General features: G+C 66.9%; 12 protein-coding genes. 3 read left to right on the top strand and 9 right to left on the bottom strand.

The window, feature by feature from the left end; all coding sequences use genetic code 11:
• Window positions 1-1122 (bottom strand): GTP-binding protein (locus ACTHL9_RS14990; RefSeq protein ID WP_440520086.1); only part of this gene is annotated, 1122 nt, incomplete at its 3' end.
• A gap of 148 nt (window positions 1123-1270) precedes the next feature.
• Between ACTHL9_RS14990 and ACTHL9_RS14985 the strand changes: the two genes are divergently transcribed.
• Window positions 1271-2107 carry an SGNH/GDSL hydrolase family protein gene (locus tag ACTHL9_RS14985; RefSeq protein WP_440520085.1) on the top strand — a complete coding sequence of 279 codons (837 nt, stop codon included), beginning with the start codon at window positions 1271-1273 and terminating at the stop codon, window positions 2105-2107.
• A 58-nt stretch (window positions 2108-2165) separates the two neighbouring features.
• On the opposite strand, the gene ACTHL9_RS14980 is transcribed toward ACTHL9_RS14985, so the two are convergent.
• On the bottom strand, window positions 2166-3941 hold the full coding sequence (locus tag ACTHL9_RS14980; protein WP_440520087.1) for an ABC transporter ATP-binding protein: 1776 nt from the start codon (window positions 3939-3941) through the stop codon (window positions 2166-2168).
• A 181-nt stretch (window positions 3942-4122) separates the two neighbouring features.
• Here ACTHL9_RS14980 and ACTHL9_RS14975 point away from each other — a divergent pair, with 181 nt between their 5' ends.
• Complete coding sequence (locus ACTHL9_RS14975) at window positions 4123-4749, top strand: PH domain-containing protein (RefSeq protein ID WP_440520084.1); 627 nt, start codon at window positions 4123-4125, stop codon at window positions 4747-4749.
• A gap of 40 nt (window positions 4750-4789) precedes the next feature.
• On the opposite strand, the gene ACTHL9_RS14970 is transcribed toward ACTHL9_RS14975, so the two are convergent.
• From ACTHL9_RS14970 to ACTHL9_RS14940, 7 genes are all read right to left on the bottom strand, one after another.
• Window positions 4790-5989: an ABC transporter permease gene (locus tag ACTHL9_RS14970; protein ID WP_440520083.1), complete on the bottom strand. Its 1200-nt coding sequence runs from the start codon at window positions 5987-5989 to the stop codon at window positions 4790-4792.
• 1 nt (window position 5990) lies between these two features.
• A complete protein-coding gene (locus tag ACTHL9_RS14965; protein WP_440520082.1) occupies window positions 5991-7520 on the bottom strand; it encodes an ABC transporter permease in 1530 nt (509 codons plus the stop codon).
• 201 nt (window positions 7521-7721) lie between these two features.
• On the bottom strand, window positions 7722-9506 hold the full coding sequence (locus ACTHL9_RS14960; protein ID WP_440520081.1) for an ABC transporter family substrate-binding protein: 1785 nt from the start codon (window positions 9504-9506) through the stop codon (window positions 7722-7724).
• Between the two features lie 284 nt (window positions 9507-9790).
• Window positions 9791-10201 carry a nuclear transport factor 2 family protein gene (locus ACTHL9_RS14955; RefSeq protein ID WP_440520080.1) on the bottom strand — a complete coding sequence of 137 codons (411 nt, stop codon included), beginning with the start codon at window positions 10199-10201 and terminating at the stop codon, window positions 9791-9793.
• An 86-nt stretch (window positions 10202-10287) separates the two neighbouring features.
• Complete coding sequence (locus ACTHL9_RS14950; RefSeq protein ID WP_440520079.1) at window positions 10288-11034, bottom strand: hypothetical protein; 747 nt, start codon at window positions 11032-11034, stop codon at window positions 10288-10290.
• Window positions 11031-11432: a DUF6114 domain-containing protein gene (locus ACTHL9_RS14945; RefSeq protein ID WP_440520078.1), complete on the bottom strand. Its 402-nt coding sequence runs from the start codon at window positions 11430-11432 to the stop codon at window positions 11031-11033. The genes ACTHL9_RS14950 and ACTHL9_RS14945 overlap by 4 nt, the downstream gene beginning before the upstream one ends.
• A 38-nt stretch (window positions 11433-11470) precedes the next feature.
• Window positions 11471-12085: a DUF6230 family protein gene (locus tag ACTHL9_RS14940; RefSeq protein ID WP_440520077.1), complete on the bottom strand. Its 615-nt coding sequence runs from the start codon at window positions 12083-12085 to the stop codon at window positions 11471-11473.
• A gap of 120 nt (window positions 12086-12205) precedes the next feature.
• Here ACTHL9_RS14940 and ACTHL9_RS14935 point away from each other — a divergent pair, with 120 nt between their 5' ends.
• Window positions 12206-12805, top strand: coding sequence for a TetR/AcrR family transcriptional regulator (locus ACTHL9_RS14935; RefSeq protein ID WP_440520076.1), 600 nt, complete (start codon window positions 12206-12208; stop codon window positions 12803-12805).
• Window positions 12806-12810 lie beyond the last annotated feature (5 nt).

Raw genomic sequence — 12810 nt, 5'->3', positions numbered from 1 at the left:
GAGCTCCTTGTCGAGGCGGTCCTTGACCTGGCGCGCGGTAACCTTCGCGCCCTTGACGCGGCCGGCCAGCGGGGACGTGTTGATGCCGATCGTCATCGAGATGGCCGGATCGTCAACCTTGATGAGCGGGAGCGGCCGCGGGTCGTCGACGTCGGTGAGCGTCTCGCCGATGGTGATGTCCTCGATGCCGGCCACGGCGACGATCTCGCCGGGGCCCGCGGACTCGGCGGGAACCCGCTCGAGCGCCTTCGTGGCGAGCAGTTCGGTGATCTTGACCTGCTTGGTGGTCCCGTCGTGACGCGCCCAGGCGACCTGCTGGCCCTTGCGCAGGGTGCCGTTGTAGATGCGCAGGAGCGCGAGACGGCCGAGGAACGGCGAGGCGTCGAGGTTCGTCACGTGCGCCTGGAGGACGCCCTCGGGGTCATAGGTGGGCGCGGGGATGTGCTTCACGATGGTCTCGAACAGCGGCTCGAGGTTGTCGTTCGCGGGCACGGCGCCGTCGGCGGGCTGCTCGAGGGAAGCCGCACCGACCTTCGCGGCCGCGTAGACGACCGGGACGTCCAGGACCTTGTCCAGGTCGAGGTCCGGGACCTCGTCCGCAAGGTCGGAGGCGAGGCCGAGCAGGAGGTCCATCGTCTCGTGTACGACCTCCTCGATTCTGGCGTCGGGGCGGTCGGTCTTGTTGACCACGAGGATGACCGGCTTGTGCGCGGCGAGCGCCTTGCGCAGGACGAAGCGGGTCTGCGGGAGCGGGCCCTCGGACGCGTCGACGAGCAGCACCACGCCGTCGACCATCGAGAGACCGCGCTCTACCTCGCCACCAAAGTCGGCGTGGCCTGGGGTGTCGATGACGTTGATGAGGATGCCCTCGGGCTCGCCCACCTCGGCTGCGGCAGGGCCTGCGTAGTGCACAGTCGTGTTCTTCGCAAGGATCGTGATGCCCTTCTCGCGCTCGAGGTCGCCGGAGTCCATCACGCGGTCCTCGATCTCGCCATGAGCGGCGAACGAGTTGGTCTGCTTGAGCATCGCGTCGACGAGCGTCGTCTTGCCATGGTCGACGTGCGCCACGATGGCGACATTGCGGAGGTCGGTGCGGGAGACGGTGGACACGGTTTCAGACATACGGTTTGGGCTCGATTCGATGGGTCGTGATGGTCCGCGGCTCGGCCTCGGCGCGGCGCGCTGGCGGCACAACGGAACAGACCCTCGGAAGGGCCAGCATTTCTATTTTACGATGGATGCGTCAGTGTTGTTTCGCGCGGAGGGCCGGATGGACCACGGCAGCCCACACGGCCTACGTTTGGCGCGGGCCGCCGTCGTCATGCTCGCTGCCCTGACGGTGGCGGGCTGCGCCGATCCGGGGGACCCGATCCCCGGCTCTGAGCCCACTCCGAGCGGCCTTCCTACAGCCAGTGCCATCAGGCCGTACAGCCCGCACGCGCCCTTCGGCTACAGCAGCGTCTCCCCAACCCATCTCCCGCTCGGGGCCCGCTACCTGAATCCGGCAAGCGGCCGCCAAGAGGTGGTGATGGGAAGCCTGGCGAAGACGGCCGTGCTCATTGGCGATTCGCAGGCGCAGCCCACGGACAGCTGGGTGCGCAAGGGCCTCGAGCAGGCGGGCTACACGGTGTACGTCGCGGGCTGGGGCGGCACCGGCTTCTCGGTCGGAACGGCGAAGGTCCACGACTACGGGGACGCGCTCCGGCTCGGCGACTGGCTCCTTCCCTACGGCGATCCGGCTCTCGTGGTGGTGCAGGGCGGAGGCAATGATGCATCGCGCAACTCGCCCGACGGGGCGATCGTCGACGGCGCGAAGACCGTGGTGTCGGAGCTCAAGGAGAGCTACCCGGCGTCGAAATTCCTCGTGGTGGGCACGCTCGCCAAATCAGCGGCCGACGGCGGAGGTCGCCGCACGCAGGTCGACGCTCTCCTGGGGAGGACGGCGGCTTCGATGGGCCTGCCGTTCATCGGATGCGGCGACTGGATCTCCCGCTTCGGGCTCGCCAAGGATCTCGCGGACGGCGTGCACCTCACGCCTGCCGGCCGTGCGCGGCTGGCCCCGTTCTTCGCGCAGAGCCTCAAAGACCAGGGATTCGCGCTGGGCTGACCGCCTGCCGCGCCCGGCCCTCCTCTGGCGAAGGTACCGGGCGACGGCGCAAGCAGGCTCAGTCGATGCCGCTCGCGAGCAGGAGTTCGCGCAGCTCCCGCCGCTCGCGCTGCTTCTCGGGATCCGGGAGCGGGACGGCCGCGAGGAGCCGCTGCGTGTAGGCCTCCTGCGGGTTCCGCAGGATCTGGTCGCGCGAGCCCTGCTCCACGATCCTGCCGCGCTGCATGACGCAGATGTGGTCGGCGAGGACGTCGATCACGGCGAGGTCGTGGGTGACGAAGAGGCACGCGAATCCGAGCTCCTTCTGGAGCGCCTGGAAGAGCTCGAGGACCTTCGCCTGGACAGAGACGTCGAGGGCCGAGGTCGGCTCGTCCGCGACCATGAGCTTGGGCTTGAGCGAGAGCGCCCGGGCGATGCCGACGCGCTGCTTCTGGCCGCCCGAGAGCTCGTGCGGGTACCGGTTGCGGTACGACCTCGGGAGCTCGACCTGATCGAGGAGCGTTTCGACCCGCTTCTGCAGGTCTGCCCCCTTCGCGACCCCCGCGAGGAACATGGGCTCGCCGATCGACTCGCCGATCGGGAGGCGCGGGTTGAGGGATGACGACGGATCCTGGAACACCATGCCGACGGACCGGCGGATCTCGTGGAGCTCCTTGGAGTTCTTCTTGAGGCCGGAGATCTCCTGACCCACCACCTTGAGCGAGCCCTCCGCCACGGGAAGGAGCCCGACGGCGGCTCTGCCGATGGTCGTCTTGCCCGATCCCGACTCTCCGACGAGACCCACGACCTGGCCCGGATAGACCTTCAGATGAGCGCCCTCCACGGCGCGGAAGGCAGGAACGCGGCCCTGCTTGGGGTATTCGATCGCCACGTCGTTCAGTTCGAGGACCGGCGCTCCGTGGCGCTTCGCCTCGGCGTCGGCGACCTCCTCGAGGGCGGCGAGATTCTCCTTCTCACGCTTGGCGAGCTCCTCCGCGTCGACTGCCTCGAGCTCGGTGCCTGTCGCCGCGGCGAGCGCCGCCGTGATGTCCACCTCGGCTTCCTCCTCGGACCCCTGGCCGAGGTGCGGCACCGCAGCTAGCAGCGCCTGCGTGTACTCGTGCTGCGGACTGTGGAAGATCTGCTCCGCCGAGCCGGCTTCGACGATGACGCCGCGGCGCATGACCGCAATGCGGTCGGCGAGGTCCGCCACCACACCCATGTCGTGCGTGATGAGGATCACGGCGCTGTGGAGCTTGTCCTTGAGGTGCCGCATGAGATCGAGGATCTCGGCCTGGACCGTGACGTCGAGCGCCGTCGTGGGTTCGTCCGCGATGAGCAGCTTGGGGTCGCAGGAGAGCGACTGCGCGATCATCGCGCGCTGGCGCTGGCCGCCCGAAAGCTGATGCGGGTAGGACTTGAAGGCCTTCTCAGGGTCCGGGAGCTCAACGAGCTCGAGCATGCGGAGCGCCCGGGTCTTCGCCTCGTCCGGCGAGATCGGATTGTGCAGGCGGATCGTCTCCACAATCTGGTTCCCGATCGTGTAGACGGGGTTGAGGGCCGTCATGGGCTCCTGGAAGATCACGGCGACGTCGTTGCCGCGCACCCGGCGGATCGCCGAGCGGTCCTTGCCCAAGAGTTCCTGGCCCGCGAGCTTGACGCTGCCCGACACCCGGCTGTTCGTCGGCAGGAGGCCCAGAAGGGCCATCGAGCTGGCCGACTTGCCCGAGCCGGATTCGCCCACGATCGCGAGCACCTCGCCCGCGCGCACCTCGTAGTTGAGGTCGATGGCTGCCGGAACCCATTCCTTCTCGACGCCGAAGTCCACGCTCAGGTCCCTGACCTCGAGGACCATCTGACCCTTGACCAGGTCGCCCGCGACCGTCGTCCCCTTCTCGGAGCGGCGACGAGGCCTGCCTGCCATGCCGAGGTTCTCAGTCATCCTCTGCTCTTCCTTCCATCATCGTCCGAAGCCGCTTCGCGGCCCGCTCGGACGCCGTCTGCGAATATCCCGGGCCTTCCGGCATCATGAGGGCATGAATGCCCTGCAGCACGCCGGTTCCCTCGATGTCTTCAAAGCCCGCAGCAACAAGGCGTTGGCGATCCTCCTGTGGGTGCTCGCGGCCCTCGGGCTGGTCATCACGGTCGTGCAGACCGGGATCGGTGGGCTGCGCTTCGCCGCCCCCCTGGTGCTCATGGCGTTCGTTGGCTGGGCACTCTTCTGGCGACCCGCCGTCGTCGTCAGCGATGCCGGCGTCGAACTCGTCAACCCAGTCCGACGCATCGGCGTGCCGTGGGAAGCGCTCGCCTTCGTGGACACGAAATACGCGCTGACCCTCGGCACCGGCGTGGGCCGTTACAGCGCCTGGGCCGCCCCGGCGCCCGGCGTATGGGGCGCGCGCAACGCGCGGCCCGAGCATGTCTCCGGCCTTCCCGCGACGAGCTACGGCCCCGCCCAGTCCGTGCGCCCCGGTGACCTGCGGAACACTGTCTCCGGTCAGGCGGCGTTCCTTGTCCGCCGGCGCTGGACCGAGAGAGTCGAGCGTGGAGCCGTCGAGGGCGGCCAGACGGCCGAGACGCCCGTGCTCCGAAGCACAGCGTGGGGCATTGTGGGTGCGACGGCGGTGCTCGCCGTGGCGTCCGTCATCACCTTGATCGCGTAAGCGCCCGCGGCTCTGGCCGCGAGCGGGCGCGAAGTCCATCTCAGGGGTTCCCGCGCTCGGCCCGGTCGGCCCCGCCGTGCGCTTCGGGATCGGGGACGACGCCGATGGCCGGGATGATGGTGCCGTCCACCTCGAGCTTGGCTTCCCCTCCCGGCGCCGCCGCGGGAACCGCCTTCCGATTGCGCCAATCCTTCGCCTTCTTGGCGTTGAACTTCTTCTGGCGCGGGTCGAAGGCGTCGCGCAGGCCGTCGCCGATGAAGTTGATGCTGAGGCAGATCAGCACGATGAAGAGGCCCGGCCACCAGAACAGCCACGGGCGCGTGGAGAACGCCTCCTGGTTCTGCGAGATGAGAAGGCCGAGGGACGTGTCAGGTGCCTTAACGCCGACGCCAAGGTAGCTGAGTGCGGTCTCAAGCAGGATCGCCGAGGACATGATGAGCGTCCCGTTGACGATCACGACGCCGACCGCGTTCGGCAGGATGTGCTTGAAGATGATGCGGAAGTTCGAGGCCCCGGAGATCCGTGCCGCGTCGACAAACTCTCGCTCTCGAAGGGACAGGAACTCGCCGCGGACCAGGCGGGCGAGCGACACCCAGAGCACGAGGCCCAAGAAGATGCCCAGGACCACCACGCCGTTGCTTGCCGCGAACTGCGCGAACCACGTGCCCGCGTCGCGCCGACCGGCGGTCTGGGACATGACAGCCGCGAGGAGCAGCACGGGAATGATGATGATGATGTCCGTCAGGCGCATGAGGATCGTCTCGACCCAGCCCCGGAAGTAGCCGGCAAGAGCGCCGACCACCACGCCGATCACGCCCGCGACGAGCCCGATGATGATCATGACCACAATGGACTGCTGCGCACCGCGCATGGTCATGGCGAACAGGTCGCGGCCGATCCGGTCCTGCCCGAACGGGTGATCGCCGAAGCTGAACGGCGCGAAGGTCCACGTGGGCACGCCCTCGTTCACCAGCGGGGTCACCTGGTCGTGCTGGTACTTCCACCAGCCGGGGAACGGTCCCCAGCCTTCCGAGGAGAAGGCGAGGATGAAGATGATCGCGAAGACGATGAGGCCCGCGAGAGCACCGGAGTGCCCGAAGAACCGCTTGCGGACGATCTGCCCGAGGCTGAGGCCCTTGGTCTCGAGCACGGGCTCGACGCCGGCCACTGGCTCCGCGGACTGCGTCGCGCCGGCCTGGATGCCGGTTGCGACGTCTTCCTGCTGAGACTGCTGGCTCATGTCACTTCACCCTTACGCGCGGATCGAGTGCGGAGTAGATGAGGTCCGCAACGAGATTGAAGAAGAGGGCCGTGATCGCGACGCACACGAAGACGCCCATTACGGGATTCGGGTCTACGTGGGAGATGCCGTCGAGGAACATGAAGCCCATGCCGCGGACCGAGAAGACCGTCTCGGTGATGACGGCACCGCCAATCAGAGCCCCGATGTCCAGGGCCACGATCGTGGCGATCGGGATGAGCGCGTTGCGGAACGCGTGGCGCATGACGACGGACCGTTCGCTCACGCCCTTGGCCCGGGCCGTGCGGATGTAGTCCATGTTCATGACCTCGAGCATCGATGAGCGCGTGTAGCGGGTGTAGCTCGCGAGGGAGATGAGCACGAGGGCGACCGTGGGCAGAATCAGGTGCGTGAACGCGTCGATCCCGGACAGCCAGAAGTCGCCCTGGAGATTCGGCGTGGCGGCGCCGATGGTGGCGATCGGCCGGCCGCGGATCTTCCCGTTGTCGAAGTAGGCGGGCCACGACTGCATAAAGCGGTCGAGCAGGATCATGGCGGCCACGATGAAGGCCGTGATTCCGCCGACCCTCATTCCCTGACCACGGTCGTAGCCTCCCCAGAAATATCCGACGGCGACACCCACAGCAATGGTGACTACCGCGAGGATCACGATCATGAGCGGGGTCGCGAGATCCAGGAGGGGCTGGATCGGGAAATAGACGACCGCTCCGATGACGACGGTGGTGAGTCCGGCGTAGAGGGCTCTCCGGTTCTGCAGCCCTGCGGCGAGCACCGTGATCCCGAACGCGAGGCCGACGCCGGCGATGAGGATGACCCCGAGACCGAGGCCCGGGTAGCGGAACCACTGGGTGAGGCTCGCGACGACGAGCACGAGCGTGACGAACGCGAAGGCGATGGCACCGACGATGGCCTTCCGCCGCAGCGCTCCCCCGGCCACGACTCCGGCAATGAGGCCCACGATGATGCCGAGCCCGAGAGCCACAGGGAATGGGATGTCCGGGTGGGCCAGGAAGTTGTTGAATCCGATCGCGCCGTACTCCTTGAGCAGGACGGCGATCCAGAAGATCGGCAGCGAGAAGAAGAGGAACGCCATGAACGTCACGCCGTAGTCGAGAGCGCTGTACTGGCGGAGCGCGGTGATGATGCCGAGGGAGACGCCGACGAGGATCGCGAGGATGGTCGCCCCGGTCACGAGGGTGAGCGTCTGGACGAGTGCTTGTCCCAGGGCCTGAGTCACCGGCTGGCCCGCGAGTGTCTTGCCGAGGTCGCACTGGCCCACGAGGCACCCGGCGGCTCCGCCGAGCCACTTGAAATATCGGATGGGGGCCGGGGTGTTCAGGTCGAGAAGCTGGGTGCGCGCCTGCATCAGCGCGGCGGCGTTGGGGAGATTGCTGGCGCGGAACTCTTCGAGCGGATCCCCGGACAGCGCAGTGAGGTTATACACCAAGAAGGATGCGCCGAGGAGGATCAATGCTGCGGTGATGAGGCGCCGGACGACGTAAGTCACCATGTTTCGTTGTACCTCTGATGGTCGGCCGCCGGATAGGGGTGGGGGCGGCTCGTGAAGGGCCGTGCTCGTTGCCCGCTGTTGGCGGGGCTTCTACGGCGAATGGCTGGTATCGCCGGTGGCGCTGCGAAGCGCCGGGACCATGGAGCTCGGTCCCGGCGCTTCGTCAGCATCAGAACTCTGTTGGGACTGCTTTTCCGTGTGCTACTTCGCAGCCCATTCCCAGAAGTTCCACCACACGCCGCTGTTGTTCGGCATGTACTTCACCCCAGTCACGCGGTCGCTGTAAGCGTCCACGCCGACCGACTGGAACAGCGGCAGGCCGTAGGACGACGCCCAGATCTTCTGGTCGATCTGCTTCTCGAGATCAACCTGCTTGCTCTGGTCCGTGGTCTGGATGAGCTGGTCCATCAGCTGATCTGCCGAGGGGTCGGAGAACTTGTTGAAGTTCGAGCCGTTGCCCGTCTTGAAGATCTGCGGAACGCCCTGGACGCCGACGCCCGGGTTGATCCAGCCGAAGATCGTCGCGTCATAGCCGCCCTTGCCAAGGGCCTTGCCCCAGTCAGACTTGCCGAGGCCGCCATCGACGATCTTGAAGCCCGCCTTGGTCGCGTTGGCCGCGATGAGGGTGTAGGCGTCAACTCGGTTCGGGTTGTCCTTGTTGTACATAATCCGGATCTCCGGAGTCTTGCCGTTCAGGAGCTGCTTCGCCTTGTCGATGTTCACCTGGTCGTAGGCCGACGAGCCGTTGTTCTTGACCGAGTCGGCGTACGGCGCCTGATCCGGAACGAAGATCTGCGAATCGAGAGGCTTCGCGTTCGGGTCCATCTGCTTGATGATTTTGTCCACGATGTCCTGGCGCGGAACCGTGAGCATGAATGCCGTGCGGACGTCCTTGTCGGCGAACACACCGTAGAAGTTCAGGTCGATGTGGTCGTACGCGAGCTGGTGGCCCTGGTCCACCGTCACGCCCGGGATCGCCTTGAGCTGCTGGATGGTGTCAGACGAGGCCTGCGGGGCGATGATGTCCGCCTCGCCGTTCTTGAGCGCCTGGATCTGTGCCGGGCTCGAACCGATGTACCGGACCACGATCTGGTCGAGGTTCGGCGTGGGGCCCCACGTGAAGTCCTTGTTCCGGACGAGGGTCATCGACTGGTCGGCGACCATGTCCTTGACCACGTACGGGCCGTTCGAGAGGAACAGGCTCGTGTCAGTCGGCAGGGTCTTCGTGTCGAAGCCCGTGTTGTAGAAGTCGGCCGCCTTCTTCAGCGTCTCGTTGGCCGGCTGGGGGTTCGAAGGATCGCCCTTCTTCATCCCCTTCATGAGGTCGAAGAGCGCCTTGGCGTCAGCCAGTCCGGCCTTCTTGGCCACAACGTGGGCCGGGATGTCGATCGTGCCGTTGTTGCTGCCGATCGCGGTCTCCCAGTCGGCGTACGGCTTGGTGTATGTCAGGGTGAACGTCTTGCCGTCAGAGGAGACGTCTGGGAACTGCGTGTTGTTCAGACCCGTGGGGTCGCCGGCGGTCGAGAAATAGGCCGTGCCGGTCTTCGCCTTGGAGTCCTGGTCGTCGAAGTACGACGAGCTGGCTGCCCACGTGAGCGCGATGTCGTACGCCGTCACCGGGGTGCCGTCGGACCACTTCACGCCATCATTGATGGTGTACTTGACGGTCAGCGGGTTGTCCGAGGTCTTCTCGTAGTGGCCGAACTTCTCGTTGTGGACCACCTTCAGCTGGTTGTCGACGTAGTAGAAGCCCCAGTGCGTCGCAAGGCTGATCTTCGAGTTGATGTCCGTGTTGCCGTCTGCCGTGTTCGAGTTGAACGTGTTGAACGCGTTCACCTCGACCACAGTGGCGCTGCCGCCCTGCTTGGTTGCTGCGGCGCTCGACGATGACGACGAGGACCCACCGCCTTGGGTTGCGCAGGCGCTCAGGGCAAGTACAGCCGCAGCTGCAACCCCTACCACCTTCGAAATACGCCCGAAACGCATTCCGCCTCCTCTTTCCGTGAATGTCAGTGCCGGTCCCATCCGGCGGCGGCCCGACCCCAAGACACAGGGACGTGGCGCGCCTCACATGGCACACAGCCTATGCACAGGTGAGGTGCGGTGGCTACGAAAGCGACGTTTCAGATTCAGGTTGTTACCGAGCTGCAACATATCTTTCAGATTCATCTCAGAAAGGGTCGAGCGATTGGGAAATCCAAATCGCTCGTGCCGCATGATTGCTGGGAGTACTCCCCGGTAGGCAGACGCAGGCCAATCGCGCTGAAGAATCAGTCCGATGGGGAGTCAGAGGAGAGGCGCGGACCCGCATGGCCTCCCACGCACTGCCACTCCCCGTCGGTCCGCACCCAGACCTGGGTCATCGGCATGCGGAAGGACTCGACGTCGTCGCCCCGAAGGATCTCGTCCGTCACGACGGTTCGGAGGATGGCCACGTCGCCGAACAGCTCGACCTCGGGGTCGCCGAGGTCCTGGTGGTGCCATTGCACATGCCCAGAGGTGTTCCGAGTGATGTAGGCATCCCGGTCGAACTGCTCCCCCATGTGGGAGGTCCAACGGAAGGCGGGGTGAAGGAGCCGGGCGAGTGCGGCGCCGTCGCCGGCAGCCAAGGCCTCCGCGCGAGCCCCTGCTGCGGCGAGCACCTCCGACCGCGCGTCCATCTTGCGCTGCACTCCTGTCACACGTTCAAATCTTCAGCTGGCCGCATCGACAGGCTACCGGCCTCGAGACGGTCGCCGTCCACACGAGGCGGGACGCCGCCGTCGTGCTAGGGCTGCACCATGCGCTGGTCTGTGTTGGTGTAGCTGATCGAGTCGGCCGTCGCCCCGACGAGACCCATCGTGACCCTAAGGAGGCCGGGCGCGACATCGTCAAGAGGTGGGGGCGTATCCGTGCCGAGCGCCAGGCTGCGCCCGTCGGAGGTCGTGCCGGTGACCGACCCCAGGTAGACGCTGACGTGCCCGCTGAGCACCATCCTGTCCGCCGACGTGACGAGGCCGGGGCCGTTGGCGTGCCGCACGGTGAGGGTGAAACCGTTGATGGAGATCGACTCGGCGGTGATCTTCAACGCGCGCTGGCCGCTGCCGTCGGCGGTCGGCACGGTGACGATGCTGACCGAGCTGAGGCCCGTGAAGGACAGGCTCTGGGAGCCCATCGAGGCCGGCGTCTTGGTGAAGGTCGTCGTCCCGCTGTCCCGGGGCGCCGCCACCGGGGCGCTGGACGTAGGATCGGGGGTCGCGGTGGGGGCCGGGCTCGTCGTCGATCCCGGGCCCGGGACCTCCGGCGCGGCGGGGCTGGACCCCAAGCCCGGCAGCAGGGTGCCCGGAAGCGGCCCGGGAACGCCCTGTCCCGGCGCCGAGGGGCTCGGCGTCGAGGTGGTGCACGAGACCAGGAGAGGCACGCACAGCGCAGTTGGGGCGCCCTGAGGGGCCCGCGCGGCTCCGAGGGTGAAGGGCAGCGCGAGGACCGAGCCGGTCAGGACGGCCGCCACGGCGCGGGTGCGGCGTAAGTTCACTCCGCCCTCCTTCCCCGCTCCGCACCCTGGGAGCCCATCCACGCCACGACCAGGACGCCGCCTGCTCCGGAGAGGAGCATGCCGATGATGAAGCCACCCATGTTCACGCCGACGAGGGAGTAGATGGCGACCACGAGCGTGAGAATTCCGTAGAACACGTGGTGCGCCGGCATGGCGACCGACAGGACCCCCAGCAGCACCAGCGCGATCGGGATGACGGTGGCCTGGAGCCCTTCGATCCCGAGCTGGATGTGGAGGTGGCCGAGATCGAGCTGCCCGGAGAAGAACATCTCCGCCCCGCCGAGGGCGGCCAGCAGGCCGCCGACGAACGGCCGCCCGCGGCGCCAGTCGCGGAACCCGGCGGCCCGGCTGGAGGCCGCGGCGCTCCGGGACTGCACGCGCGCGCCGTCTTCAGTGGTGGTCGACGTACGGCTGCTCAGAAGCATCCTTTGGACCCGTCCGTCAGCTGCATGGTCATCCCGGTCAAGGTGAACACCGATGCCTGCGTGCTCCAGGCCGTCTGCTGCAGGTTCGTGATGGAGATGCTGCCCGAGTCCTGCGCGAAGTCGCCGGCGGAGCCCTTCGCCGCGGTGTTGACCGTCGAGGCGTCCACGCCAATGCGGATGTTGCCAAAGGCCGCATCGCCCTTCAGCCCCGTCATCCCGATCTGCAGGTCGGAGGCCGAGGCGGGGTTGCCGCCGCCTCCGGCCTTGATGAGCACGCCCACCTTGCCCAGCGGAGTATCCGTGACCACGGCCTGGCACAGGTCGGAGAGCGTGGCGCTCTTGATATTGGCGATCGCCACGGGGTGCTCCTTGCCTTCGGTGTCCTTGGCGACGCCGGCGTACTGGGAGAACCCGGTTCCGTCGAGCTTGGAGGCGCCGATCTGGAACTGGCTGCCGGATACGGCGAAGGAGACTGGCACTGCTCCCTCGGCGACGCCGCCCATCAGGAGTGAGGCGACGAGGGCCGAGGGCACGGCAACGAGGATGATGCGGCCTGCGTGGGATGCGCGCATCCTGCGAACGCGCTGCGAGACGGGGAACTTCATTGATCCTCCTGAACAGAGCCCGCCCCGAGCGGCGGGAACTCGGTCGAAGATATCGAGCCTGTTGACTGATAGTCAATAGTCTTCGAGTGCGGCATCCCGCCGATCAGTAGACTTTCTGCTGTGTCCGAACCGCAGCGCGCCCGCCTCAGCCCTCAGGACCGGAGGGCGCAGCTCATAGCGGTCGGAGTGAACTTCCTGACGGACCACACGCTTGACGAGCTGACCATGGACGAGCTCGCCCGCCGGGCAGGGGTCTCGCGCCCGCTGGTGTTCCACTACTTCGAGACCCGGCAGGGCATGCACCGGGCAGTGGTCACGACCGCCCGGGACAGCCTGCTCGTCGCCAGCGATCCCCGTCAGGATCTCGCGCCGCGCGAGCGTATCCGGGACACGCTGCTGAGGATCGCCGTGTTCGTGCAGGAGCACCGAGGGACGTTCTACTCGTTGGTCAGGGGCACCGCCAGCGGCGACCCGGTGGTGCGGAGGATCGTGGACGAGTCACGGGAGCTGAACGCCGAGCGCCTCTGCGATTCCTTCATCGAGCTTGGTCTGGCGGACACCACGCTGCTGCGCATCGCCCTGCGGTCCTGGGTAGCGTTCGCCGAGGAGACGCTGATCAGCCTGGCGATCGAGCGGGAGACGAGTGCCGACGACGTCGTGCGGTTTCTAGAGGCGTCCCTGCACGGCATGGTCAATTCCGTCTGCGATCAGCGGCTCTGAGGCCC

The sequence above is a fragment of the Sinomonas sp. genome (assembly GCF_051955515.1).
GTDB lineage: Bacteria > Actinomycetota > Actinomycetes > Actinomycetales > Micrococcaceae > Sinomonas.
The sequence above is the reverse complement of the archived record's forward strand: the minus strand, read 5'-3'. Positions and strand labels throughout refer to the sequence as shown.

Coding starts and splice junctions, on each gene's coding strand:
- ACTHL9_RS14965 (WP_440520082.1), bottom strand. CDS start 7,520: ATGGTGACTTACGTCGTCCGGCGCCTCATCACCGCAGCATTGATCCTC.
- ACTHL9_RS14985 (WP_440520085.1), top strand. CDS start 1,271: ATGGACCACGGCAGCCCACACGGCCTACGTTTGGCGCGGGCCGCCGTC.
- ACTHL9_RS14970 (WP_440520083.1), bottom strand. CDS start 5,989: ATGAGCCAGCAGTCTCAGCAGGAAGACGTCGCAACCGGCATCCAGGCC.
- ACTHL9_RS14940 (WP_440520077.1), bottom strand. CDS start 12,085: ATGAAGTTCCCCGTCTCGCAGCGCGTTCGCAGGATGCGCGCATCCCAC.
- ACTHL9_RS14975 (WP_440520084.1), top strand. CDS start 4,123: ATGAATGCCCTGCAGCACGCCGGTTCCCTCGATGTCTTCAAAGCCCGC.
- ACTHL9_RS14960 (WP_440520081.1), bottom strand. CDS start 9,506: ATGCGTTTCGGGCGTATTTCGAAGGTGGTAGGGGTTGCAGCTGCGGCT.
- ACTHL9_RS14980 (WP_440520087.1), bottom strand. CDS start 3,941: ATGGTCCTCGAGGTCAGGGACCTGAGCGTGGACTTCGGCGTCGAGAAG.